Origin of the sequence: Shewanella chilikensis, from assembly GCF_002836945.1 — a bacterium.
In the GTDB taxonomy this organism is placed as follows: Bacteria; Pseudomonadota; Gammaproteobacteria; order Enterobacterales; family Shewanellaceae; genus Shewanella; species Shewanella chilikensis.
Genome location: NZ_NIJM01000007.1, coordinates 22,919 through 47,350, shown reverse-complemented (window position 1 = coordinate 47,350; position 24,432 = coordinate 22,919). Strand labels below are relative to the sequence as shown.

Sequence of the window (24,432 nt, the reverse complement as noted above, 5' to 3'; positions counted from 1 at the left end):
ATATAAGCCATTATTGTGACAGCAACCGGGCTCTGGACTTCTGGTAGAAGTAAGCCACCCCGAGCAGCAAGGCACCAATCAGCATAAAGACGATGATCTTTTGCAGCAGATCGGCGGCGGCCATATCCAGCAGCAATACCTTGAGGCAACTGATGGCAAACAGACCCGCGGCCAGTTTGAGCATAATCTGGCAGCCGGGACGCAGGCTGAGGAACATCAGCCAGCAGCCGTGGGACACCATGAGCACTGTGCTTAAGGTGGCATCGAATCCGGTTGGCATCTGGTAGGCCAGAGGCAGATAGGCCAGCAGCAACAGGGCATGCCAGGCGATAAACACCATATTGGTCGGCAATTGCTGACGATAGCGTCTCATGGCCAATGGTCGTTTACGGATAAACAGCGCCAGCAAGGCCAGGTTGCAAGCTTGTGCCAGCGCCATCAGCCAAGGTTCAGAGGGCCGGGTCAGGGCATCGAGCTGCAACGACTGCAGGCTGTCGAGCCAACTGAGCCAGGGCAGCAGCAAGGCGATAAAGAAGCTGGCAAAGGCAAAGAGGTAACCCGGGCGCAGAGCTTTGAGCGGTTTGCGGCTGAGCAGGATAAAGAAGTAGCCGCTCAGCACCACACTGCTCAGTGCCAACGTGTGGCTGAACAAGACCTCCAGGCTGTGGCTGACCACCGCCAGCAGCAGCGCGCCATAGAAGGGTGACAACTGCCAGCCGAGTCGGCAGGGACCTTGCCAGAGCCTTGGCAAGGATGGATAGCGCCACAGCAGCAGACCAGAATAGAGACTGCCCAGCAGCAGTGCGATAAGCCCGGGCCATTGCCCTGCTAGGCAGGCAAAAGCGGTTTGGGCTATAGCCAGCACCAGCAGTACATCCGCTTCGCGTTTCAGTATCGGCTGCCTGAACTTGCGGGCCAATACCAAGCTGACAAAGCAGGATAACCACAAGGCCGGGGCCAGCCAATCTTCAAAACGAAGGGCGATTTTGGGCAGCCACAGCAGTGGCAAGAGCACCAGGCAGGCCAGGCGAGCGTACCAGGCCAAACGCCTAAGTTCGCCCTGGGGATGGAAGCGCCGGTATGCATACCAGGCCAGTAACAGACAGAGGAACAGCTCTACCCTGGCGATTTGCGCATACAGCGGCTGAGCCCGGAAACTCAGGCTATGCACATCCACAACGGCGAAGATGACCTGTGCCGCCAGCGGTAACAACAAGGCCCAGGCCAAGGCCTCGCTGACCCTGAGTTGTTGCCTGCGCGCGAGTAGCAGCAAGGTCAGACTCAATCCGGGAATGATCACCAGGAAGTAGCTTTCACTCATCAGCCAGGCGCTAACCAGGGCTAAAGACACCAGCAGCACGTTGGCCAGCTCGCGTCCCAGCTGCAGCAGTTGTTGCTCCCAGCGGCTGAGCTCGGGCTGTTTGCCCAGCAGTTGGTTAAAGCCAAACAAGGTAAGCGTGCTTAGCCCCCAAGCCAGCAGCGGCAGTGACAAGAGCGCCGGCGCTTCATTGATCATATCGCCAAGGGCCAATAGGTTGATGACCAGTCCCAGAACCAGCAGGGTGATGGCCTCGATTCGCAGCGAGGCTTGCTGCTCTCGGCAACCTAGCCACATCAACAGCAAGGCTTCGAGCAGTAACACCAGCCCCAGCAGCTCACCACTGAGCAGGCTGAGTGCGGCAAAACCGAGACAGGCACCGGTCGCCAACCACAATAGCGTCTGCAGCTGTTTGTCTTGTTTAAGCCAGAGCGACAGTCCGATAAGCACGGCGGCGTTGGCCAGCAGCAGCTCGCCGGCATGGGGGCTGAACTGACTCAGGCTATAGACCAAAAAGGCCAGCAAGGCCGCCGGCAGAGCCAGCAGTCTGTGGCTGAGGCCTTCCCGGCCAAACAGCCAAAGGCTGCCAAGGCCATAACCATAGAAGAGGCCATGCAGGGAGATGAGCGCCAGAACTCCCAATATCCCTTGCCCTTGCAGCGGCAGCTCGACAAAGAAACTCAGACTCTCGATACAGGCGATGTGCAGTATGGCTGTCGTTTCCAGCAGCACAGGCCAGCGTATCTTGTGACTCAAGAGTAAAGAGCAGCCACCAATCAGCAGCAGGAAGGGCAGATACATCAAAGGCGCCTGACTGCCGGAAAGCAGCATCAGTGGTGCCAGGGATCCACCCAGCAAGGCGACTATGCTGATGACTCTGGCTTCCAGTTTCAGCGCCAGACTGTAACCGGCCACAGTGATAAGCAACAGCAGCAGATAGCTGACGCCATCCGGTACCAGCTCGAAGTAGGGACCGACAAAATAGGCACACAGATAGTTGATAATCAGCCCAAGGCCCACCAGACCCGAGCCGAAATCGGCCATTGTTCTTTGCCGTTTGCGGATAAAGGCCCCCAAGGCCAGAATGCCATTGGCGCAGACAAAGCCGGTCAAGGCCTTTCCTGTGTCCGACAGCCAGTGGTTCATGGAATACTGCAGCAGATAACCAAAGCCCAGGGTCATGGCGATGATCCCGGCCAGGGTCATCATAAACACCGGGCCCTGACCTTTGGCTTGATAGTGCTGATAAAAATCTTTGGCTTGTGCGAAGAGCCCCAGCAGCGGGCTCAGCATAGCGGCAAAAAAAGCGGCCACAGCCTGATCAAACTTGCGCCCCCAGTTGGGAGTCTGCTGCTCTCGACCCTCTTGTGTTTGGGGCGGTACTCTTTGGGCGGAGGTTTGTTTTGATGCGGTTTGCGCTTTGGTTGCAACTGGCGTTGCTGCCGTATCAGCTGGTGCCGGCTTGGGGTGCTCGATAGGCTGAATATCGGCCCTGCGCTGCCAGGCATCTTGGCGCTGGGTCTGTGACTCCGAGGAGAAGTTAGCAGCTTTGGGCTCGGCCTGAGGCTCATTGGGCCCAGGCATTGCTGATGGCTCGGCAACTTCATGCGTCAAAGGCTGAGCTTGCTCTTCGGCAAGCTGATTGAGCGCCATAAACAAAGCTTCGATTCTTTGCTCTATCGCGTCGAGGCGGATATCTGTCCTGATTTCCAGGTTCGTCTCTTTGAGTTTGAGATCTTCAAGCTCGCGCCTGAGATGTTGGAGTTCTTCCGTTAACTGCATGCTGCTTTCCTGATGCTAATCGCATTTGCGTAGGCTGCGGGCATTTTAAACGCGCAGACTTGTCCTGACCAGTGACCGGTTCAGATTTTGGAAAATTCCTTTATCTATTAATCACATTGCTTAGCGGAGATGAGAGAAAGCTGAACAGCAGGCAGAGGCCTCTCGCGTCTTGCCGGTGGCATAGGTACAATGAGCGGCATGCAAACTCGCCCAACGTGGGGTGAGCGGACTCACTGCAGAAGGATGGCCTTAATGCACGTACATATTCTGGGGATCTGTGGCACTTTTATGGGGGGCTTGGCGCTGCTGGCCCGCGCCATGGGACATAAGGTCACCGGCTCCGATGCCAATGTTTACCCACCCATGAGTACCCAGCTTGAGCAGCAGGGGATAGACCTTATTCAAGGGTTTGACCCGTCACAGCTGGATCCCGAGCCGGATCTCGTGGTGATAGGCAATGCCATGAGCCGCGGCAACCCCTGTGTGGAAGCCGTACTCAACCGCGGCCTGAAATACACCTCGGGCCCGCAGTTTCTGCATGACCATATATTGCCCGAACGCTGGGTATTGGCCGTTTCCGGTACCCATGGCAAAACCTCAACCGCCAGCATGTTGGCCTGGATCCTCGAAGCCTGCGGCTATCAACCTGGCTTTTTGATTGGTGGGGTGCCGCAGAATTTCGGCATTTCGGCCAGGTTGGGCGAGTCACCCTTCTTTGTGGTCGAGGCCGACGAATATGACAGCGCCTTCTTCGACAAGCGCTCCAAGTTTGTGCATTATCAGCCAAGAACCCTGGTGATCAACAACCTGGAGTTCGACCATGCCGACATCTTCGACGATCTCAAGGCGATACAGAAGCAGTTTCACCATCTGCTCAGAATCGTGCCGGGGGATGGCCGGGTGATCTGGCCGCAAGATAGCCAGGCGGTTGCCGGCGTGATAGCCAAGGGCTGCTGGAGTGAGCAGGAAACCTTGAGCCATGAAGCGGGCCTGGGTGACTGGAGTGCCAGGATGCTGGCAGACGATGGTCACGAGTTTGAACTGTTTTTCCGCGGTGAATCCCAGGGCGTTTTGAGCTGGGGCCTGATTGGGCGTCACAACATAGACAACGCCACTATGGCGATAGCCGCGGCGCGTCATGTCGGGGTCTTGCCGGTAGATGCACTCAAGGCGCTGGCAGACTTTACCCCGCCCAAGCGCCGTCTCGAGTTGCTGGGCAGCGTAGAGGGTGTCAGCGTTTATGACGACTTTGCCCATCACCCAACGGCAATCGCCACAACTCTTCAGGGAATGCGCGCCAAGGTGGGCCAGGGCAAAATCACCGTCGTGCTCGAGCCCCGCTCCAACACCATGAAGCAAGGGGTGCATAAAGACACACTGGCCAACTCCATGGCCCTGGCCGATGAGGCTGTGTTGTATCAGGCGGATAATATCGATTGGGATATTGCCGCGGCCATGCAGGCGGCGCCGCTGCCGGTGCAGGTTTTGCACGACATAGATGAGATAGTGGCCAAGGTCAGTGGTGAAGCCAAGCCCGGCGATACCGTGCTGATCATGAGCAATGGCGGCTTTGGCGGCCTGCATCAAAAGTTGCTCCAGGCCCTTAAAGCCAGAAGTGGCGAGGTCAAAGCGTGAAATATCAGCAGATTAAGAGTATCAGCCTCGCCTGGACCGGCGCCTCTGGGGCGCCCTATGGGCTGAGGCTGCTGGAGTGCTTGCTCAAGGCCGAGTTTCGGGTTTTTCTGATGGTGTCCAGCGCCGCTCGGGTGGTGCTGGCAACGGAACATGGGCTCAAACTCAGCAGCGCGCCGGACAAGGCCACCGAGCAGCTCAGAAAACTGTTTCCCGAAGGCGGTGAGCTGAGGGTACTGGGTAAGGATGAATGGTTCTCTCCGCCTGCATCCGGCTCGGCGGCGCCTAAGCAGATGGTGATCTGTCCCTGCTCAACCGGCACCCTGGCTGCGGTGGCCACCGGCATGAGCAACAGCCTGCTGGAGCGGGCCGCCGATGTAGTGCTCAAGGAGCGCGGTCAGTTGTTGTTGGTGCCCAGAGAGACACCTTTCAACGCCATTCATCTTGAACATATGTTGAAACTCAGCCAACTGGGCGCCATCATAATGCCGGCCGCACCCGGCTTTTATCACCATCCCAAATCCATTGAAGATCTGATAGACTTCATGGTCGCCCGGATCCTTGATCATCTGGGTGTCGAACATGCATTAACGGATCGCTGGGGTTATGACAAACCCAAAGACAGTGAGATCGACAATTGAGAGTGATATGAAACACACCACCGAAGTGATGATCTCGGCAGAAGAGATCAACCAGAAACTGGATGAATTAGCCGAGCGCATCAATGCGCATTATGCCAATGCCGACAAGTTGCTGATGGTCGGCCTGCTCAAGGGCTCAGTGGTCTTTATGGCCGATCTCTGCCGTCGGATTAAGGGCCATGTAGAGATCGACTTTATGTCTGTTTCCAGCTATGGCAATGCCATGACCAGCTCCAGAGACGTGAAGATACTCAAAGATGTTCAGTCGGAAATCGCCGATCGTGATGTGTTGATCGTCGAAGATCTGATTGACTCGGGCAACACGCTCAACAAGGTACGCGAAATGCTGCTGCTGCGTGAGCCAAAGAGCCTGACTCTCTGTACTCTGCTGGACAAGCCGGACCGCCGCGAAGTCGACGTACCGGTAGACTTTGTCGGTTTTACTATTCCTGATGAATTCGTGGTCGGTTATGGTATCGACTACGCCGAGCAGTACCGCAACCTGCCTTATATCGCCAAGGTGATCCCGCAGGAGTAAGCAAGCTGTGATTTCGGCTTTGTTTGTATAGTAAGACAGACTCCCGCCACGGCGGGAGTCTTGCTTTTTGCGTCCCGGGCCGCTGCCGATACCTCAGGTATTGGAGGCTCTTTAGGAGAAACATCTATGACGACCAAAGCTCTGGCGTTGGAGCTGGACAATCTTAAGAAGACCTATAAGGGCGGTGTCGAAGCCGTCAAAGGGATTAGCCTGAATGTGGCTCAGGGCGACTTTTTTGCCTTGCTCGGCCCCAACGGTGCCGGTAAGTCCACCACTATCGGCATCATAAGCTCGCTGGTGCACAAGAGTGGCGGCAGTGTGCGGGTCTTTGGCCATGATCTGGATAAAGAGCTGGAGCAGGCCAAGTTGTGTATCGGCCTGGTGCCGCAGGAATTCAACTTCAACCAGTTTGAGACTGTGCTGCAAATCGTGGTTAACCAGGCCGGTTATTACGGTGTGCCCAGAGCCGAAGCCCACAAGCGGGCCGAGAAATACCTCAGGCAACTGGATCTCTGGGACAAGCGCAACAGCCAATCCCGGCAGCTTTCCGGCGGCATGAAGCGGCGTTTGATGATAGCCAGGGCCTTGATGCACGAGCCCAAACTTTTGATCCTCGATGAGCCCACCGCCGGGGTGGATATAGAGCTGCGGCGCTCCATGTGGGAGTTTCTCAAAAAAATCAACGCTGAGGGCGTCACCATCATACTGACGACCCACTATCTGGAAGAAGCGGAAATGCTCTGCCGCAACATAGGCATTATCGATAAGGGCGTGCTGGTGGAGTGCACCAGTATGAAATCCCTGTTGTCGAAACTGGATATGGAAACCTTTGTGTTGGATATCAAGCAGCCGCTTGTTAAGGTACCCAAGCTTGGCGATATTAGCGTCAGGCTTACCGATCCAATGACCCTGGAAGTAGATTTGCTGAAGTCCCATAGCCTGAACGCCGTCTTCGGTTTACTGACTGAGCAGGAGGTTGAGGTGCTATCCATGCGTAACAAGGCCAATCGATTGGAGGAGTTGTTTGTGAAACTGGTTGAAAATGCCCAAGGAGGCCAGGTATGAGAGGTCTGTATCTGGTTGCCTTCAAGAGTATTTTAATCAAGGAAATTACCCGCTTTACCCGCATTTGGATACAGACGCTGGTACCGCCGGCGATCACCATGACACTGTATTTTCTGATCTTCGGTAATCTGGTGGGCAGTCGCATCGGTGAGATGGGCGGTGTGTCCTACATGGAGTTTATCGCCCCGGGTCTTATCATGATGTCGGTGATCACCAACTCCTATTCCAATGTGGCGTCTTCTTTTTTCAGTGCCAAGTTCCAACGTAACCTGGAAGAGCTGATAGTGGCGCCTGTGCCTCATTATGTGATGATAGCCGGCTATGTCGGTGGCGGTGTCGCCCGTGGCTTGCTGGTAGGCCTGATAGTAACCCTGGTAGCCATGTTCTTTGTCGATCTCAGTGTGCAGCACTTGGGATTGGTGATAGTCACAGTGTTTCTGACCTCAGTGCTGTTTGCCCTTGGCGGCCTTATCAATGCCGTGTTTGCCAAGAGCTTCGACGACATCAGCATCATCCCCACCTTTGTGTTGACGCCGCTGACCTATCTTGGTGGGGTGTTTTACTCGCTGTCGCTGCTGCCTGACTTTTGGCGTGGCGTATCGGCGCTGAACCCTGTGGTGTATATGATCAACGTGTTTCGCTATGGTTTCCTGGGATTTGCCGATATGAGCGTGCCGCTGTCGATTGGGGTGATGCTGGGGTTTTGTGCGGGTCTGTGGTTGCTGGCCTATTATCTGATCTCTCGTGGGATAGGGCTGCGCAGCTGACTCAGGGCTGAGCCTAGTTTTTTTGCTGCAGCAACTGTCTGTGTTGCTGCAGCTTGGCTATCTTGTCATCATTGGCGCGTTTGAGCTCATCAAAGTGGGCGTTTATTTTGCTGCGTTGCTCAACAAATGCGGGATCTTCCCGCTCCCGCTTCTGCCAATAGCGTTGCCGCTCCTGCTTTTGTAGCTCGCTGGTTCGCAGTATTTCCAGATAGCTGTTTTCCTGCTGTAGCCGATAGACTTCGGCTTCCAGTCGCTGTAATAGCTTGTCTTCGGGCAGGCTGTCGTTCTCTAAAAGGGATTGCAGCGGATCAAGGCTTTCTCCCTCGGCCGTTTCCGTGGTCACGCCATACTGGTATTCAATTCTGTGCTGTTTGAAGGCTTGCGGGCAGGGTTGCTGGCTGAATACCACCTTGTCCTCTTTGATACATTTATAGACGGTACCTGCCTGAACTTGCCAAGCGAGCAGCAACGCAGCAAAGAGCCAGAGTCTGGGCTGTCCGGGCAACATTGGGGTGGGAATCCTTTCGTCACATATCAAAAACAAGTGTAACCAATATGACTCAAACCTTTATTGAAGACCAGTTTTTGACTAAGGAAATTTTTTTGGCGACCTGGAAAAGGTCTTCGGAAGAAAGAGGGGAAGATTTCCCCTCCCTAAAGAAAAGATATCAGCGTGACAGCGTCATATTGTCTATGAGGCGAGCCTTGCCAAGATAAGCGGCGGCCAGGATCACCAGCGACTTGTCATCGCTGCTTACAGGTTTGAGGCTTGAAGCCTCACGCACTTCCAGATAGTCGGGCTCAAGCCCGGCGGCGCGCAGGAACTCTTTGGTATCGCTGATGGCCTGGTCGATATCCTGCCCCAGTACAATCGCCTCGGCCAGTTTATCCATGGCGGCCTTGAGCTTGGGCGCCAGCGCCTTTTCGGCTTCTGTGAGATAGCCGTTGCGCGAACTCAGCGCCAGGCCGGAATCCTCGCGAACGGTTTCTACCCCTATGACCTCGATGGGCAGCGACAGGTCGCTCACCATGGTCTTGATCACCAAAAGCTGCTGGTAATCCTTACGACCAAACAGGGCGATATCCGGCTGCACTATATTGAATAGCTTACAGACTATGGTCGCGACCCCGCGAAAATGCCCTGGACGGCTGGCGCCGCAAAGCTCATCGGAGATCCCTGGAACTTCCACAAAGGTCTGGGCGTCCAGTCCTTTGGGGTAGATAAGCTCAGGGGTTGGGGTAAACAGTAGCTCGCAGCCGGCTTCGGTCAGTTTTTGCTGATCGGCACCCAGGGTGCGGGGATAAGCATCGAGATCCTCATTCTTGCCAAACTGCAATGGGTTGACAAAAATCGAGGCCACCACGTGATCGGCGTGGCGCGCGGCTTCGAGGATTAAACTCACATGCCCCTGGTGCAGATTGCCCATGGTAGGGACAAAGGCTACGGTTTCCCCCTTTTGGCGCCACTCCCGCACCCGGGTGCGGATCTCATCTATCTTGGCTGTGGTCAGCATAATCTGGCGAAACTCCCCGGTTTAGTTAAAGGTGTGCTCTTCTGCGGGGAATTGTCCCTGCTGAACTTCATCGATATAGGCCTTTACGGCCTCACGGATTTCACCTGTCTGCTTGAGGTAGTTCTTGGAAAAGCGTGGGATATAGCCGCTGGAGATCCCGAGTACATCGTGCATTACCAGAATTTGGCCATCGGTATCCTTGCCGGCACCTATGCCGATTACCGGAATTTGCAGCGCTTCGGTTATCTGTTTTGCCAATGCTGCCGGGATACATTCGAGTACCAAGAGTTGGGCCCCGGCCGCTTCCAGCGCCTTGGCTTCATCCAGGATCCGCTGGGCGTTATCGGCATCGCGGCCCTGCACCTTGAAACCACCGAATACGTGCACCGATTGTGGTGTCAGTCCTATATGAGCACAGACGGGAATACCGCGCTCGGTCAACATGGAAACCGTTTCCAGCAACCATTGGCCACCTTCAATCTTGACCATGTTGGCACCGGCCTGCATCAGTTTGGTGGCATTGGTCATCGCCTGTTCGGGAGTGGCATAACTCATGAAGGGCAGATCGGCCATCAACAAACTGCGGCTGATGCCACGGCGAACACAACGGGTGTGATAGGCCATCTCCTCGACACTGACCGGCAAGGTATCATCGTGCCCTTGCAGAACCATTCCCAGTGAGTCTCCTACCAGCAGGACGTCTACACCTTCGCTGTCAAAAGCGGCGGCAAAACTGGCGTCATAAGCGGTCAGAGCGGTAAACTTTCTACCTTCCTGCTTGAATTTACGCAGGGTAGCTGTGGTGATTTTAGACATAATGCTCTTCTTATTAACCGAGTGAAGTGGTGTTATATGCCATGAGGCTTTGAACTGCAACGATCCGGCTCAGGTTCTTAGCCTGAGGGATGGATCAGTTGCAGCGATTGGCGCATGGCATCGGTGATCAGTGTGGCTATGCCGGTGCCGCAAGGCAGCACCAGTGAAGGATTGAGCTCTTCCAGTGGAATGAGGACAAACTCGCGGCTCTTGATGCCGTAGTGGGGCACTGTGAGCCTTGGGGTCTGTATCTGCTCATCGCCGTAGAGCAGCAAGTCCAGATCCAGGGTTCTGGGGCCCCAGCGCACCAGGCGTTGTCGCCCCTGTTGCAGTTCGATTGCCTGCAAGGCGTCAAGGAGTTCCAGCGGCGCCAGTTCGGTTTCGAAATAGGCCACCGCATTGACATAGTCAGGCTGGGGAACATCGCCCATGGGAACCGAACGATAGTAGGATGAAACGCGAAAGCTGTTTTGCCGCGGCAGTTGTTGCAGCGCCATGCAAGCACTATCAAGCTGGCGCTCGGGAGAGTCCAGGTTGGCGCCCAGCGCCACATAGACTCCGGTCATCTTACTCGGCCGCCTGTGGTTTTTCGCTTGGGCGACGAGGCTTACGGCGCCGGCGTTGATTGGCGTTACGGTTGCGGCTGCCGCCGGTTTTGTTGCCGCTACGTATCAACTGTTGCCTTTTATCATCATCAGACTCGACAAACTGTTGCCACCAACTGGCTTGCTTGGCCAGATTGCCGCCTTCGGCATTGGCTCTGAGCAGCAAGAGGTCATAGGCGGCGCGGAACTTGGGATGCTCCATCAGTTTAAAGGCGCGGCCCCCTTGAGAGCGTTCAAAGCGCATCTGTAACTGCCAAATATCCCGCGCCGGAGTGCTGAAGCGGCGGGGGATACTTACCGAGCGACACTGCTGCTCAAGCACATCGCCCATGGCAGCAAAGAAGGCATCATAGGGGCTGAGACCGCTTTCCAGAGCGATATCCTGGGCGCGGTTTTGCAGCGGATACCAAAGAAGCGCGGCATAGAAGAAGGCAGGAGTCACAGGCTTGTCTTCACCGACGCGCACATCTGTGTTGTGCATCATTTCGCTCAACAGTCTGGCGGCCGGGCCCTTGGGATCGTCCCGCAGCAGGCTTTCCACCAGAGGGAATATTGGCGCAAACAGTTGGTATTCGCGCATCATCTGATAGTTGTTCAGCGCCTTACCGGCGAAGAACAGCTTGAGCACTTCTTCATACATACGCGCCGCCGGAATATCTTTCAGCAGCGGAGCCAGGCTCTTGATGGGGGCCGCGGTGCGCTTGTCGATGGACATCCCAAGCTTGGTGGCAAAGCGCACGGCCCGCAGCATACGTACCGGGTCTTCTCGGTAACGGGTTTCGGGATCGCCAATCAGTCGCAGGCTTCTGGCCTTAAGATCATGAATACCGCCGCCATAGCTGCGAATGGAGTAGTCGGCAATATTGTAATAGAGGGCGTTGACGGTAAAGTCCCGGCGCTCGGCGTCCTCATCTATGTCGCCATAAACATTGTCGCGCAGCAGTCGTCCGGCCGAATTGACCTTGGAAATCTTCTCTTCGCTGTTGCCGTGGTGGCCGCGGAAGGTAGCCACTTCAATAACATCCCGACCAAAGACGATATGGGCCAGGCGGAAACGACGGCCAACCAGGCGGCAGTTGCGAAACAGCTTCTTGATCTCTTCCGGAGTGGCATTGGTGACCACGTCAAAGTCTTTCGGCTCCAGTCCCAGCAGCAGATCGCGTACGCCGCCACCAACCAGATAGGCGTTAAAGCCAGACTTATGCAGGCGGTACAAAACCTTGAGCGCATTCTCGCTAATCTGTCTGCGGGAAATGCTGTGGCCATCGCGCGGAATAATCTCCAGGCTTAAACCTGTGTCTGTGTTGTCTTCTTGTTGAGCCTTGGCTGTCTGACCATCGTCAAACAACTGCTTACAAAACTGACTGATACGGCGAAAAATGGGACACCTCGGAACGTTAACGCAAAATAAGGGTTAAAAACTGGCGGCTATGATATACCAAATAGCAGGCGATGAGTATATCAGCGGCCGATGAGGATCTCTGTCTGTTTGGGAATGCAGTCTGGATCAAACTGAGCCACCGCCTGGGCCAACATCTGAGTCACATCGGCTTGGGGCGTGACAGCCGCCTGGCCGAGAAACTCGAGTGCCGCCAGCAGCGCCGGCTGTGGATGGCGTTTATCCACCGGCGTGGCATGGTTTTGCTTGGAGAGCTTGAGTCCTGCCTGGGTGCTGGCCAGTGGCAGATGAAAAAAGCTCGGTTCCTGAAACCCGAATTGTCGATACAGGCTTATCTGTCGGCAACTGGCCTCCAAGAGATCGGCGCCGCGGACGATTTCTGTGATGCCCTGAAAGGCGTCGTCCAGTACCACTGCCAGTTGATAGGCGTACAGGCCATCGCTGCGCTTGATAATAAAGTCTTCTGCGGCGAAGGCCGGGTCGACACAAACTTCACCCAGATGGTCATCGATAAACCGGGCAACCGCCATTTGGTTGTGAATGCGAATGGCGCCTTGTTTGAGTTGCAATTCCCGGCAGCGGCCATCATAAATGCCGCCTCTTTGCTGGATCTGTTTGCGGGTGCACTGACAATAGTAGGCTTGATTGGATTTCAGCAAGGCATCTATATGTTGTTGATAGTCTTGCAAACGCTGGCTCTGGTACAGCACTTTGCCATCCCAGTGCAAGCCGAAGGCTTCCAGAGTATACATTATGTCATCGGCGGCGCCGCTGACTTCTCTCGGGGGGTCGATATCTTCTATTCGCAGCAACCACTGCCCTTGCTTTGAGCGGGCGCGCAGATAACTGCCGAGGGCGGCAACAAGAGAGCCAAAATGCAAAGAGCCTGAAGGCGAGGGGGCGAAACGGCCTATGTAGGAAGTGTTGTTCATCAAGGGCTGAGTGACAAAAAAATCGCGGGGCCAGTGTAACACTTGGCCCCGCGCTGTGGCAGATGAGATTAACCTGCCATCTGTTTTTCTTTGATCTCTGCCAGCGTTTTGCAGTCGATACACAGATCGGCTGTCGGTCTGGCTTCCAGACGACGGATGCCGATTTCGACGCCGCAGGATTCGCAGAAACCGAAGTCATCTTCTTCAATTTTCTGCAGTGTCTTTTCGATCTTCTTGATCAGCTTACGTTCGCGGTCGCGGGCGCGCAGTTCGAGGCTGAACTCTTCTTCCTGGGCGGCACGGTCAACCGGATCCGGGAAGTTTGCAGCTTCATCCTGCATATGGGTGAGAGTGCGATCCACCTCTTGACGCAACTGATTCCTCCATGCTTCAAGAATGGTTTTGAAGTGACTCAGTTGTTCCGAGTTCATGTACTCCTCACCGGGTTTTTCCTGGTAAGGGTCTACACCAGCGATAGCGAGTACACCAAGTTTTTTAGTGCCTTCAGGCATAACGCATCTCCTGTTTCCATTTGCGTCGTAGGGCGTTCTTATGAACGGCCGCTATCTATATCAGAATCTCTCTACCTAGGCAAATATTTCGATTTACTTATTGCTAATTATTTGAATATGTCTGCTAAACCCGATTAAATCAACTTTTTATCACTTTTTACAGCTGGTTCAGCGGATAAATTCGAGCCTGGATTCCACCCTGAAGCCTTCTGGGGCAAGGCTTGTGGCATAGGCCAGCACTTCTACCCCGGTATCTATGGCTTCGTTCAATAATTCAGCATATTTTGAATCTATATGGCGGGCTGCTGATACGGTTTTTATGCCGGTATGTTGCACTAAAAACACCAATACCCCACGTTGGCCACTTTTGACCACGGACATCAGTTCCCGTAAGTGTTTTTGCCCTCGGCTGGTGACGGCATCGGGGAAGTAACCGTGTCCCTCTTCCAAAAGAGTGGTGTTCTTCACTTCGATATAGCAATCAGCCTCAGCCCCTTCGCTGAGAAAGATATCGATACGGCTGTTTTCATCACCGTATTTCACTTCCCGTTTGAGGCCCTTGTATCCCTGTAGTTCCTTGATGACACCCGTTTGGATCCCTTCCTCTACCAGGGCATTGGCCCGGCCTGTATTGATTCCAATCAGGTCGCCGTCAGGGGTTTGCATCAGCTCCCAGGTGTGGGCGTATTTACGCTTGGGATTGTCAGAAAAGGAGAACCAAACCCGCTCGCCGGGGAACTGGCAGTTCTTCATCGAACCCGTATTGGGGCAGTGCAGGGTAATTTCGGTGCCATCATCCAGCCTGACATCGGCCAGAAAGCGTTTATACCTTTGGATCAAAATGCCGGATTGCAGTGGCGGGATAAACTCCATCCCCATCTCCCTGAAGTGATTGAAAACTCCCAAGCCTAGCAGGCTTTACAGTTGGCAACAATTCTCACTCGGCGCGGGGCTTCAAGTGCCGGGCAGGAATGCAGTACACTGGACGCAATTGTGACGCCTTGCGTTCACTACATATAAAAGAAGAAGGAATCGAAATGAGTCAATCCATGAAGATAGTGCTGACCCATGAGGCCCCAGCGGCCCATTGGGGCAAGGCCGATGTAACCTACAATGCTGAGCAGGCTCAGATCCACCTGCAGGGAAACGATGTCCTGCGACAAATTCAGATGGCCGCCCGCAAGCTGCGTAACCAGGGGATCAATCAGGTGTCTTTGGCGGGAGAGGGTTGGGACCTCAACAGTCAGTGGGCCTTTGCCCAGGGCTTTGTCACTGCCAAAGGCGGCCATGAGATCCAGTGGGCCGGTGATGAGGCGCTCAAGGGCGCGCTGACCAGCAGGGCTTACAGTGCATCGTTTGCCCGCAGCCTTATCAATGAAACCCCGGAAAACCTGCCACCACTGAAACTGGCGCAGCAGGCGGCCAATTGGCTGGCCGAGCTCGGTGGTGACAAGGTCAGCTACCGGATAGTTGAAGGAGAAGCCTTGCTGCAGGAGCAGTGGATAGGCATTCATGCGGTTGGCCGCGGCAGCGAAAGGCCACCTGCGTTGCTGGAACTGGACTTCAACCCTCTGGGGGAAGATGCTCCCGTGTCTGTGGCGCTGGTAGGTAAGGGGATCACCTTTGACTCAGGTGGATACAGCATCAAGGCTTCCGAAGGCATGCTGGGCATGAAGGCAGATATGGGCGGCGCGGCAACTGTTACTGCGGCGCTGGGGCTGGCGATTCAGAATGGTCTCGACAAGCGGGTCAAACTCTACCTTTGCTGCGCCGAGAACCTCATAAGTGGTCGTGCCTATAAGCTGGGCGATATTCTGACTTACAAGAATGGCACCACGGTTGAAGTGGTCAATACCGATGCCGAGGGACGCTTGGTGCTGGCCGATGGTCTGCAGGCCGCCTGCGCCAGCGGTGCGACTCGGGTTATTGATGCCGCCACCCTGACCGGCGCCGCTGTGATGGCCGTTGGCCGCAACTACAACGCCATCTTCTCCCCCAGCCAGCCATTGCTGGCGTTGACGCAGCAAAAGGCGGCTCTAGTGGCTGAAAATGTTTGGCCTTTGCCGCTGGAGCCTTGGCATAAAGAGATGTGCCCATCAGCTTATGCCGATACCGCCAACAGCCGCCCTGTAAAAGGTGGCGGCGCCGGTGGCGCTTCCAATGCCGCCGGTTTCCTGTGGCGTTTTGTCAATGAAGGGGTTGATTGGCTGCATATCGATCTGGCCGCCGCATTTGAAGACAACGCTTCGGCCCTCTGGGCTGCTGGGGCCACGACTCACGGTATGTTGACCATAGCCGAACTGTTGGCGGACTGAGCCTTAGGGAATTAACGTCCTAACCAAGCCGCCCACTGGGCGGCTTTTTAATGCAGGTGTATCGCTATTTTTTCAACAAAGGGAAGTGCAGGATGAAGTTACGCAAGGCGAGAAAGGAAGACGCGCAAGTTGCCTGGGATATCCGCAATCTGGCGATTCAGGCCGGTTGCCAGGGGTTTTACACAAAGGCAGAGCTCAGAATTTGGACCCAGGGTGAGATGCCCCAAGCCTTTCTCACTATGGTGGAGAGAGACTTTTATCTGCTCGAACATCAGGGAAAAATACTGGCGACCGGCATGCTGGATAACGACCGAATTGAAGCCCTGTTCGTGCATCCACAAGTCATGGGGCAAGGGCTCGGGCGCGACTTACTCGCTCATCTCGAGTCTTTGGCGCGTGAAAGAGGCGTGACAGCGCTGACGCTGGAGTCTACCCTCAATGCCGCCGACTTCTATCGTAGCAGTGGCTTTTGCGGTGAGGGGATAAGCCAATACCACTCCCCAAGAGGCATAGTGCTTGACTGCGTGGTGATGCACAAGGCGCTTAAGTGATTCAGTCGCTTAAAGGCCAGCTGGCCAATATCCGGTACTCGACGCCGGTTGGAGTACTCAAAGACTCGTAGAGTTGCAGCTCGCTTGGCGTTAAATCGAGCGTTGGAATATGTTCGAGTTTCGGTAGGTTGCCGGCCCTTCGCATCAAGGTGATGTGGGGGCGATAATCATATTCGCTGCTATGCAGCCCAAGGTCGTCCGCCAGTTGTTGCGCCGCCTTGGCGAGCGCCATCAGTACCGGATCTTCGGCTGTGCCGGTCAGGCAGAGTATTTTCGGCCCGGGCCAGAAACAGAGATGCTCGAGCCGCACCCGAAAGTGTTTCAGGGGCAAGCCGGGAATGGCGGCGAGTAAATCCCTCTGCTGTTTTGCCGTCACCTGGCCGAGAAACGCCAGGGTTAAATGCAGATTGGCCGCAGTCACTTTTTTTAGACCGGGGCCTGACTGCTCATCAGCTTGTTCACAAGCTTGCTGCAACTTCAGTAGGCTGGTTTTTTCTGCCGCGGTTGGCGCAAATCCGAGAAATAGTCTTTTAGGCGTAATTGGGCTCATTTTTCGTTTCCGGTTAGGTGCTTGACCTATACTGTGGCTTATACCATTTTGCATTAGAGTTGACTCACTGCGTTAAAATGGAAGCATAATGGTATCAGATGGATTCTTCAGTTCAGGAACAGTCGTAAGGAAATGACCCCACTATGCCCGTGAGTCTAGCCAATCAATTGCAACATGCCCTGGTGGATGTCTTCAGCGATTCTCCGTTGATCACCCTGGAGCAGAATGTTGATCGTGCCCTGGAGATCATTACCCGGCAACTGGATTGTGACGGGGTGTTTGTGCTGGCGGCCGGAAAGGCGCCAGGGCGGCTCAAGACCCGTAATCTCTACCTCAAACCCCAATTCAATACTCTGCAAGGCACCCGTGAGTGGGGATTAGGGAACATGCCTTTTTTTCGCAATCTGTTACGCCATCCCAAACTCCTGACCCTGGACAGTATTGAGGAGCTTCCCAAGGAAGCTCAGGAAGAGAAACGTTTCTTACGCCAGTGGCAGGTACGTAGCCTGCTGGTTCTGCCGCCACTGCATCTGGGGGATACCCATATCGCCGTAGGCGCCTTGCAATGCGGTGGTGAAAAGCGCTGGCAGGAGGACTTTGTCAATGAGCTTAGCCATGCGGCCGCCATGATAGGCTCGGCGATGGAACTGACCCGTATCGCCTTGGCGCTGCTGGCCAGTGAGTGCAAGTATCAGGAGCTGTTCCAACAGTTACCCCTGGCTTGTGGTCAGTTGGACAGCAGCAACCAACTGACCATGATGAACCGGATAGCCAAACAGACACTGGTAGCCGCTGATAGCCAGGATCTGCTGACCTTGGTGCGTGAGGATGACAAGGGCATTTTGCTCGATACCCTGGCCGTGGTGCGCGATGGGGTATTGAATCAGGCCTGGTGTGAGGTTGGTTTTCAGCATGGACAGGAGCTCTCCTGGCAAAAGCTCAGTATCAGTCGTAGCAAGGCTGATAAGCGTACCCTGGTGTTGATGGCCGAAGATGTCAGTGAACGTCACAGGCTGGCCAGCGAGCTGTCATTCCATGCCAATTATGATGCGCTGACCGGCCTGCCCAATCGGGTGCATTTCGAAGCCTTGCTGGCCAAAGTGCTCGGCGAGGAACAGGCTCCTCCTGTGTGTATTGCCTTTGTGGATCTGGATCAGTTTCGGGTGATCAACAATGTCAGCGGGCATATCGCGGGTGACAGGCTCTTGTGTCAGGTGGCGCAGCGGCTCAAGCAGTTGGTGCGCAAGGGGGATGTGGTGGCCAGACTCGGCGGCGATGAGTTCGGGATCCTGATGCATTTTTGTAACCCAGAGTCGGCCAAACATATCGCCGAGCGTATCTGTCAGCAGCTGTTTAATCATGAATTCAACTGGGAAAACCGCAAACACGGGGTCTCGGCCAGCATAGGCATAGCCCAGTTGGAACCATTGGCGCAGGACATCTATACCGTCATGGGCCAGGCCGATGCCGCCTGCCGACTGGCCAAGGAGCAGGGGCGCAACGGCTGGTTACTCTACGACAGCAGCGATCCCCGCCTCAAGCGGCTCTACAGCGAAATGACCGCCTCGGTCGATGTCCTGGGTGCCCTGGCCAACGACAAATTTGAGCTTTACTTCCAGGAGATCCGCCCGCTGGAAGCCACAGATAGTGGTATGCACCTGGAGATCTTGCTGCGTATGTATCAGGAGGAGGGAGAGATGTTGTCACCGGCAATATTTTTGCCGGCGGCCGAGCGTTATAACCTGGCGTCCAGAGTGGATCGCTGGGTGATAGATCATCTGCTGCTTTGGGGCAATCGGCATCTTGAGTTGTGGCAATCTCTGTCTTTGGTGTCGCTGAATCTTTCGGCGTCCTCGCTTGAGGATGAGGAGTTTATGGACTGGCTTGAGATGCGTCTGCTGGCCGAGCCGGAGTTGGTCGATAAGCTGTGTATCGAAATCACCGAAACATCGGTACTCAGCCAGCTCGAGCAGGCCCACAGGTTGATTGAACTGCTTAAACCTTTGGGTTGTAAGCTGGCTATGGATGACTTTGGCGCCGGTTTTTCCTCTTTTGCTTACCTGAAACAGTTGGCGGTGGATTATGTGAAGATTGATGGCCAGTTTGTGGTCAATCTCTGTGAAGACAAGGCAGATCAGGCGATTATTGCCGCCATGTGCCAGTTGGGGAGGCAGATGGCGTTTCAAACTATTGCCGAGTTTGTGGAAACCGAGGCCATAGTGGCGAAACTGCGGGAGCTAGGGGTGGATTATGCTCAAGGTTACGCCATAGGCAAGCCCAGGCCCTTATTGGCGCTGAGCGAGTCACCCCCGTTAGGTTAGCCACGGCGGCAGAAACTGGTTACACTGAGCGCCTGTTTTTGTAAGCCATGCCCTGAATCTTGAACGACTTACCCATTCAATCCCTGTTGCCTCAACTGCGCCAAATCTTGGCCAGTTGCCTGCAAGTTATCCTCGAAGCGCCTACCGGAGCCGGCAAATCCACCGCGCTGCCCTTGGCACTGCTCGACTGGCCGGAAATCGACGGCAAGATCCTTATGCTTGAGCCCAGACGGGTTGCGGCGCGGGCCATCGCCGGCTTTTTGGCGCGCCAAAGAGGGCAGGCGCTGGGGCAAGAGGTGGGGTTTAGGGTTCGTGGTGAGAGTCAGGTCAGCAGTAACACCCGACTCGAGATCATCACCGAGGGGGTACTGACCCGCATGATCCAGCAGGACCCTGAGCTCAAGGGCGTTGCCATGATCATTTTCGATGAGATCCATGAGCGCCATCTGAGCACAGATCTCGGTCTGGCGCTGGCACTGGAAGTGCAGGCCTCATTGCGGGACGATTTGCACTTGTTGGCCATGTCGGCAACGCTCGAAGGCTTGCCGTTACAAACCTTGATGCCGGATGCCAAGCTGCTTGCCAGTGAGGGCCGCAGCTACCCTGTGACTATCGCCTACAGCGCCGCTTCGGCGCAGAGGCGCAGCGGTTCGGGGGCCGGCACAGGCATGGCGCCTTGGCTTGAACACATGGGGCGGCAGTTGCTGGCGCTGCTGGACCCTCAGCAGGCCTGCGCTTTGGGGGTTAGCGAAGCGCAGCAACAGGGCTCGATACTCGCCTTCCTGCCGGGACAGGGGGAAATTCAGCGCCTCAAGCACTATCTGCAATCCAGGGTTGCGGCCAATGTGCGCATTTGTCCTCTTTATGGTTCATTGAGTGCCAAAGAGCAGGATGCGGCGATTGCCCCAGCCAATGCCGGTGAGCGTAAACTGGTGCTGTCCACCAACCTGGCGGAATCCAGTCTGACCATAGAGGGGATTACTCTGGTGGTGGACAGTGGTTACAAGCGCCAGGCCAGTTTCAATCCCCGCAGTGGCGTGACCCGTTTGGGACTCAAGCGCATCAGCCAGGCATCGGCCACTCAAAGAGCCGGGCGGGCGGGGCGCACCAGTGCGGGTTTCTGCTTAAGGCTTTGGGGCCAGGAGGAGCACGGCCGCTTGCCGCAGGCGGATGAGCCGGAAATCTTGCATGCCGACTTGCTCTCCATGGCCCTGGATGCGGCCTGTTGGGGCGTGCGCAGCCTCAGTGATTTGCCTTTACTGACACCACCGGCCAGAGCCAATGAGGCGGTGGCCTGGCAGCTGTTGCAGTCGCTGCAATTGGTAGACCCGCAACGTAAGCTTACCGCCCATGGCCGCGCGGCCTATGCACTGGGGGCGGCGCCGCGGCTGGCGCACATGCTGCTTCGGGCGCAGAGTTTGGGGCAGGCGCGCGGCGAACCCGAACTCGCCGGTCTGGCTTGTCTGCTGGCTGCCTTATTGGAGGCCAGAAGCCTTGCGGGCAACAACGCCGATATTATGGATAAACTTTCTCAGGCCACTCAAGGCCTTGAGGCCAGACAAGTCGGCAACTGGCTCAGACACTTGGGGCTTAACGGCAAGGCGGCGGATTTTCTGAAATTGGCGAATCGTGCCGATTGCGCCCTGTTGTTGGCGTTGGCATTTCCTGACAGGATAGCCAAGGCAAGAGGCGTTGAGGGCTATCAACTGGCCAATGGCAGCGGCGTGGTGCTCGATGCCGGTGACAGCCTCAGCGGCTGCGCGTTTCTGGTGGTGGCCGACTACCAGGAAACCGAGGGCCGCAGCGCCGGCCGTATCTACCTGGCGGCCGAGTTACCGGCGGGGTTGCTGGAAAATGAGCTGGCCTTTCTCTGTACCTGGCAACAGCAGGCGGGCTGGGATGAGTCCAAGGGACGTTTCTTTGCCGAGCGCCAACTGCGTCTGGGGGAGATAGTGCTCAAACGGGAGGCCGAGAAAGAGGCGGATCCCAAGCTGAGGGCTCAGGTGATTATGGTGCTGCTGCGCAGTAAAGGCTTGGCGCTGCTCAATATGGATGAGGATGTCAGGCAGCTCCAGTTCAGGCTGGCACTGGCAAGATCCAAAGATCCGAGCCTATTTCCGGACAGCAGCGATCCGGCGCTGCTGGATTCTCTTGAGGAATGGTTGGAGCCGTTTTTGAGTGATATCAAGCAGCTAAAGGGATTAATGGCATTGGATATCAAGCAGCTGCTGCTCAATCGCCTCGAGTGGCAGGCGCAGCAGATGTTGAATGAATGGCTGCCGAGCCATTGGAAAATGGCCACGGGCACCCGGGCACCGATCCGCTATGATGCCGGCGGGCGGGCGCTGCTGAGTGTTCGCTTGCAGGAAGCGCTGGGCATGGCCGAAAGCCCGCGGCTGCTGCAAGGGGAACTGACCGTAACCGTGGAACTCTTGTCTCCGGCGCAGCGCCCTTTGGCGCTGACGGCCGATCTGGCCAGTTTTTGGCAAGGGCCCTATGTCGAAGTGAAAAAAGAGATGCGTGGGCGCTACCCTAAACACCTGTGGCCCGACGATCCGGCCAATACTTTGCCGACCAAGTTCACCAAGAAAAAGACCTTGAATATCCAGCAGTAAATTTTGGGATAAGCATGACCACCAAGAAAAGTACCACGAAAAAAAGTACCAGAAAAACCAGCAGCAAGAGCAAGCCGGCGCAGCAAAGCCCCGGGTTGTGGCGCAGGTTATGGTCGATAACCTGGAAGCTGACCCTTATTCTGGTAGCGGCGTTGACTATCTATTGTATCTACCTGGATCAGATCATCGCCCGCAAGTTTGAAGGGCAGAAGTGGCACCTGCCGGCGCAGGTGTTCAGTCGCTCCATGGCACTCTATCCAGGGGCGGCGGTGAGCCACGCCCAACTGATGGCCGAACTTAAGCTGCTGGGCTATCGCAAGGTGGCCAATCCGCGCCAGGTGGGGGAGTTTTCTGCCTCCAGTACCCGAATCGAGCTGTGGCGCCGCCCCTTCCTGCATCCTGAGGGAAGCCAGGCAGAGCAGCGGGTGATGATAAGTTTTGACTCCAACGGCGTTACTTCGGTGGCGCGCATGAGCGACAAACGACAACTGGCGGTGTTTCATCTTGAACCTGTACTGCTGGACAGGATCATCGCCGGCGATGGTGAGGACAGGCTATTTGTACCAACCGAACAGATCCCTGAGCACATAGTCGAAGCGCTTATTCTGGTGGAAGACCGCAGCTTCTATGAGCACCACGGAGTGAACCCCTTTGCCATCGCTCGTGCCCTGCTGGTCAATATCAGCGCCGGTCGCACGGTACAGGGCGGCTCGACCCTGACCCAGCAGTTGGCGAAGAACTTCTTCCTCTCCAGCGAGCGCTCCTTAATCCGTAAGGCCAGAGAGGCCTTGATGGCGCTGATTATCGATTTTCGTTACAGCAAGGATGAAATCCTCGAGGCCTATCTCAATGAGGTCTACATGGGACAGGACAAATCCAGAGCCGTGCATGGCATGGGGCTGGCGTCGCAATTCTATTTTGGCCGCCCGGTCGGAGAGCTGACCCTGGCGCAGCAAGCCTTCCTGGTCGCCGCCATCAAGGGGCCATCTTACTACAACCCCTGGCGCTATCCTGACAGGGCTCAGGAGCGGCGCGATCTGGTGCTCAGGCTCTTGATGGAAGGCAGCAAAATTTCTGTCGATCAATACAAGGCGGCAGCAGAGTCGCCGCTGGGATTAAGGCGCTCGGACAAACCTGTGCATCAGAAACTGCCGGCCTTCTTTGCCGTGGTCAAACAGGAACTCAAGAACCGCTATGGTGCAATGCTGCTGAAGCAGTCCGGCGTCAAGGTCTATACCACCTTGGATCCCATGGCGCAGGAAGCCGCCGAAAACGCCGTTGAGCGAACCCTGAAGGAGCTTGGCAAGAAAGATAAAGAGGTGCAGGTGGGCATGGTGGTGACCGACAAGTACAGCGCCGGGATCGCCGCCATGGTGGGCGACAAGGTGCCGGGCTACGAGGGGTTCAACCGGGCGGTGGAAATTCGCCGTCCCATAGGTTCACTGGTCAAGCCCTTTGTTTATGCCACTGCGCTGGCTCAGGGCAACAAGTTTAATCTCGCCAGCCCACTCAAAGATGAGGCTATTACCCTCAAGAATGAGCAGGGCAAGACCTGGTCGCCCCAGAATGTGGATCGCAAGTTCCGCGGCCAGGTACCACTGTTGACGGCGTTCAAGAAGTCGATGAATGTGCCGACCGTAAATCTGGGTATGATGGTTGGCGTCGATGCCGTGGCCGCAACGCTGAAGGAGGCTGGTTGGAATGAGGCTGTACCGGCTTATCCTTCCATGTTGCTCGGCGCCGTAAACGGTTCCCCCTTGATGGTGGCACAGGTATATCAGACCCTGGCAGACGGCGGCCGTTATCGTCAGCTCAATGCGGTGACTGCCGTGCTGGACAGCGACAACCAGCCTCTGCCTGTGGCCAGTATGCCACGCCATGAGGCGATAACGCCGGCGGCTAACTATCTGGTGCAGTACGCCATGACCAAGGTGGTGGAGTCCGGTACGGCTTCGCGCCTGGGGGCGGCCTTCCCCGGAGTGATGCTGGCGGGCAAGACGGGCACCAGCAACGACCGCCGCGATTCCTGGTTTGCCGGATTTGACGAGCGTAACGTTGCCGCCGTTTGGGTTGGCCGTGATGACAACGGCAAGACCCAGTTCTATGGCAGCAGTGGTGCCATGACGGTTTATCAACGTTTCCTCGCCGAGCGGCCGCCGCTGGGGCTGAGATTGCCGCCGGTCAACGGCGTGGTGCAGGGCTATTTCGACCGGGATACAGGTGCGGCGAAACAAGCCGATTGCCGTAATGTGGTGGCGGTGCCTGCGCTGGCTGACAGTTATCACCCGGCACCCAACTGTGGTGAACCTTTGCCTTGGTGGAAACGGATCCTCGGTGGTTAACGGCTGAAACTAAGTAGGGCAGCTATATTTGCGGCCCTGCTTGGTGAGCAGGCCAAGCTGGGACTACTGAGTGTGCGTGAGCCCTGAACGGGGATTCTTCCACACCAACCCTTGGGGGATAAATGGATCAACAACCGGTTGTTCCATGCCTGAATGGACACCAAGATTTGTCAGTCCCAGAGCAAAATTGGCATAGTGGTTGTTTTGGCATAGTGGC

Annotated in this window: 20 protein-coding genes; 10 read left to right on the top strand and 10 right to left on the bottom strand. The window is 55.9% G+C overall.

What is annotated here, in order from left to right; translation table 11 throughout:
- Window positions 1-10: 10 nt before the first annotated feature.
- Window positions 11-3,100: a DUF2339 domain-containing protein gene (locus tag CX651_RS03935; protein WP_101053718.1), complete on the bottom strand. Its 3,090-nt coding sequence runs from the start codon at window positions 3,098-3,100 to the stop codon at window positions 11-13.
- A 252-nt stretch (window positions 3,101-3,352) separates the two neighbouring features.
- Here CX651_RS03935 and mpl point away from each other — a divergent pair, with 252 nt between their 5' ends.
- The 5 genes from mpl to CX651_RS03910 all read left to right on the top strand — a co-directional run bounded on the left by mpl (window position 3,353) and on the right by CX651_RS03910 (window position 7,743).
- On the top strand, window positions 3,353-4,735 hold the full coding sequence (gene mpl / locus CX651_RS03930; RefSeq protein ID WP_101053715.1) for a UDP-N-acetylmuramate:L-alanyl-gamma-D-glutamyl-meso-diaminopimelate ligase: 1,383 nt from the start codon (window positions 3,353-3,355) through the stop codon (window positions 4,733-4,735).
- The gene (locus CX651_RS03925) at window positions 4,732-5,373 is read left to right on the top strand and encodes a flavin prenyltransferase UbiX (RefSeq protein ID WP_025010042.1); all 642 of its coding nucleotides are present in this window, start codon (window positions 4,732-4,734) and stop codon (window positions 5,371-5,373) included. The genes mpl and CX651_RS03925 overlap by 4 nt, the downstream gene beginning before the upstream one ends.
- Before the next feature lie 7 nt (window positions 5,374-5,380).
- A complete protein-coding gene (gene hpt, locus CX651_RS03920) occupies window positions 5,381-5,911 on the top strand; it encodes a hypoxanthine phosphoribosyltransferase (RefSeq protein WP_025010043.1) in 531 nt (176 codons plus the stop codon).
- A 126-nt stretch (window positions 5,912-6,037) separates the two neighbouring features.
- Window positions 6,038-6,976: an ABC transporter ATP-binding protein gene (locus tag CX651_RS03915; RefSeq protein ID WP_101053712.1), complete on the top strand. Its 939-nt coding sequence runs from the start codon at window positions 6,038-6,040 to the stop codon at window positions 6,974-6,976.
- Window positions 6,973-7,743 (top strand): ABC transporter permease, encoded by a 771-nt coding sequence (locus CX651_RS03910; protein WP_071475780.1) that lies wholly within the window; start codon window positions 6,973-6,975, stop codon window positions 7,741-7,743. Before CX651_RS03915 ends, CX651_RS03910 begins: the two co-directional genes overlap by 4 nt.
- Before the next feature lie 13 nt (window positions 7,744-7,756).
- Here the strand turns inward: CX651_RS03910 and CX651_RS03905 are convergent, their stop codons facing one another.
- The 8 genes from CX651_RS03905 to sfsA form a co-directional block, all read right to left on the bottom strand.
- A complete protein-coding gene (locus CX651_RS03905; RefSeq protein ID WP_101053709.1) occupies window positions 7,757-8,251 on the bottom strand; it encodes a DUF4124 domain-containing protein in 495 nt (164 codons plus the stop codon).
- A 160-nt stretch (window positions 8,252-8,411) separates the two neighbouring features.
- Window positions 8,412-9,257 (bottom strand): pantoate--beta-alanine ligase, encoded by an 846-nt coding sequence (panC, locus tag CX651_RS03900; RefSeq protein WP_101053706.1) that lies wholly within the window; start codon window positions 9,255-9,257, stop codon window positions 8,412-8,414.
- 21 nt (window positions 9,258-9,278) lie between these two features.
- The gene (gene panB, locus CX651_RS03895; protein WP_101053703.1) at window positions 9,279-10,073 is read right to left on the bottom strand and encodes a 3-methyl-2-oxobutanoate hydroxymethyltransferase; all 795 of its coding nucleotides are present in this window, start codon (window positions 10,071-10,073) and stop codon (window positions 9,279-9,281) included.
- Between the two features lie 77 nt (window positions 10,074-10,150).
- Window positions 10,151-10,639, bottom strand: coding sequence for a 2-amino-4-hydroxy-6-hydroxymethyldihydropteridine diphosphokinase (folK, locus tag CX651_RS03890; protein ID WP_101053701.1), 489 nt, complete (start codon window positions 10,637-10,639; stop codon window positions 10,151-10,153).
- Between the two features lies 1 nt (window position 10,640).
- Window positions 10,641-12,026, bottom strand: coding sequence for a polynucleotide adenylyltransferase PcnB (locus CX651_RS03885; protein WP_283103246.1), 1,386 nt, complete (start codon window positions 12,024-12,026; stop codon window positions 10,641-10,643).
- Window positions 12,027-12,139: 113 nt separating this feature from the next.
- The gene (gene gluQRS, locus CX651_RS03880) at window positions 12,140-13,009 is read right to left on the bottom strand and encodes a tRNA glutamyl-Q(34) synthetase GluQRS (RefSeq protein ID WP_101053861.1); all 870 of its coding nucleotides are present in this window, start codon (window positions 13,007-13,009) and stop codon (window positions 12,140-12,142) included.
- A 68-nt stretch (window positions 13,010-13,077) separates the two neighbouring features.
- Window positions 13,078-13,521: an RNA polymerase-binding protein DksA gene (gene dksA, locus CX651_RS03875; protein WP_101053694.1), complete on the bottom strand. Its 444-nt coding sequence runs from the start codon at window positions 13,519-13,521 to the stop codon at window positions 13,078-13,080.
- A 168-nt stretch (window positions 13,522-13,689) separates the two neighbouring features.
- Window positions 13,690-14,394 (bottom strand): DNA/RNA nuclease SfsA, encoded by a 705-nt coding sequence (sfsA, locus tag CX651_RS03870; RefSeq protein ID WP_101053691.1) that lies wholly within the window; start codon window positions 14,392-14,394, stop codon window positions 13,690-13,692.
- 164 nt (window positions 14,395-14,558) lie between these two features.
- On the opposite strand from sfsA, the gene pepB reads away from it, so the two are divergent.
- Both pepB and CX651_RS03860 read left to right on the top strand, forming a co-directional pair.
- Window positions 14,559-15,836 carry an aminopeptidase PepB gene (pepB, locus tag CX651_RS03865; RefSeq protein WP_101053688.1) on the top strand — a complete coding sequence of 426 codons (1,278 nt, stop codon included), beginning with the start codon at window positions 14,559-14,561 and terminating at the stop codon, window positions 15,834-15,836.
- Between the two features lie 92 nt (window positions 15,837-15,928).
- Entirely contained in the window at window positions 15,929-16,387 is a 459-nt protein-coding gene (locus CX651_RS03860) for a GNAT family N-acetyltransferase (protein ID WP_101053685.1), read from the top strand.
- Window position 16,388: 1 nt separating this feature from the next.
- On the opposite strand, the gene thpR is transcribed toward CX651_RS03860, so the two are convergent.
- Window positions 16,389-16,937, bottom strand: a complete 549-nt coding sequence (thpR, locus tag CX651_RS03855; protein WP_101053683.1) for an RNA 2',3'-cyclic phosphodiesterase — start codon at window positions 16,935-16,937, stop codon at window positions 16,389-16,391.
- A 143-nt stretch (window positions 16,938-17,080) separates the two neighbouring features.
- On the opposite strand from thpR, the gene CX651_RS03850 reads away from it, so the two are divergent.
- Genes CX651_RS03850 through mrcB form a run of 3 tightly spaced genes read left to right on the top strand, consistent with a single transcriptional unit; the run spans window position 17,081 to window position 24,215 of the window.
- Window positions 17,081-19,258, top strand: a complete 2,178-nt coding sequence (locus CX651_RS03850) for a putative bifunctional diguanylate cyclase/phosphodiesterase (protein WP_101053680.1) — start codon at window positions 17,081-17,083, stop codon at window positions 19,256-19,258.
- 59 nt (window positions 19,259-19,317) lie between these two features.
- Window positions 19,318-21,873 carry an ATP-dependent helicase HrpB gene (hrpB, locus tag CX651_RS03845; RefSeq protein ID WP_101053678.1) on the top strand — a complete coding sequence of 852 codons (2,556 nt, stop codon included), beginning with the start codon at window positions 19,318-19,320 and terminating at the stop codon, window positions 21,871-21,873.
- Between the two features lie 14 nt (window positions 21,874-21,887).
- Entirely contained in the window at window positions 21,888-24,215 is a 2,328-nt protein-coding gene (gene mrcB, locus CX651_RS03840; protein ID WP_101053676.1) for a penicillin-binding protein 1B, read from the top strand.
- The last annotated feature ends 217 nt before the right edge of the window (window positions 24,216-24,432 follow it).

Coding starts and splice junctions, on each gene's coding strand:
- thpR (WP_101053683.1), bottom strand. CDS start 16,937: ATGAGCCCAATTACGCCTAAAAGACTATTTCTCGGATTTGCGCCAACC.
- gluQRS (WP_101053861.1), bottom strand. CDS start 13,009: ATGAACAACACTTCCTACATAGGCCGTTTCGCCCCCTCGCCTTCAGGC.
- CX651_RS03905 (WP_101053709.1), bottom strand. CDS start 8,251: ATGTTGCCCGGACAGCCCAGACTCTGGCTCTTTGCTGCGTTGCTGCTC.
- CX651_RS03935 (WP_101053718.1), bottom strand. CDS start 3,100: ATGCAGTTAACGGAAGAACTCCAACATCTCAGGCGCGAGCTTGAAGAT.
- CX651_RS03860 (WP_101053685.1), top strand. CDS start 15,929: ATGAAGTTACGCAAGGCGAGAAAGGAAGACGCGCAAGTTGCCTGGGAT.
- dksA (WP_101053694.1), bottom strand. CDS start 13,521: ATGCCTGAAGGCACTAAAAAACTTGGTGTACTCGCTATCGCTGGTGTA.
- CX651_RS03915 (WP_101053712.1), top strand. CDS start 6,038: ATGACGACCAAAGCTCTGGCGTTGGAGCTGGACAATCTTAAGAAGACC.
- panB (WP_101053703.1), bottom strand. CDS start 10,073: ATGTCTAAAATCACCACAGCTACCCTGCGTAAATTCAAGCAGGAAGGT.
- hpt (WP_025010043.1), top strand. CDS start 5,381: ATGAAACACACCACCGAAGTGATGATCTCGGCAGAAGAGATCAACCAG.
- pepB (WP_101053688.1), top strand. CDS start 14,559: ATGAGTCAATCCATGAAGATAGTGCTGACCCATGAGGCCCCAGCGGCC.
- folK (WP_101053701.1), bottom strand. CDS start 10,639: ATGACCGGAGTCTATGTGGCGCTGGGCGCCAACCTGGACTCTCCCGAG.
- CX651_RS03910 (WP_071475780.1), top strand. CDS start 6,973: ATGAGAGGTCTGTATCTGGTTGCCTTCAAGAGTATTTTAATCAAGGAA.
- panC (WP_101053706.1), bottom strand. CDS start 9,257: ATGCTGACCACAGCCAAGATAGATGAGATCCGCACCCGGGTGCGGGAG.
- mrcB (WP_101053676.1), top strand. CDS start 21,888: ATGACCACCAAGAAAAGTACCACGAAAAAAAGTACCAGAAAAACCAGC.
- CX651_RS03850 (WP_101053680.1), top strand. CDS start 17,081: ATGCCCGTGAGTCTAGCCAATCAATTGCAACATGCCCTGGTGGATGTC.
- sfsA (WP_101053691.1), bottom strand. CDS start 14,394: ATGGAGTTTATCCCGCCACTGCAATCCGGCATTTTGATCCAAAGGTAT.
- mpl (WP_101053715.1), top strand. CDS start 3,353: ATGCACGTACATATTCTGGGGATCTGTGGCACTTTTATGGGGGGCTTG.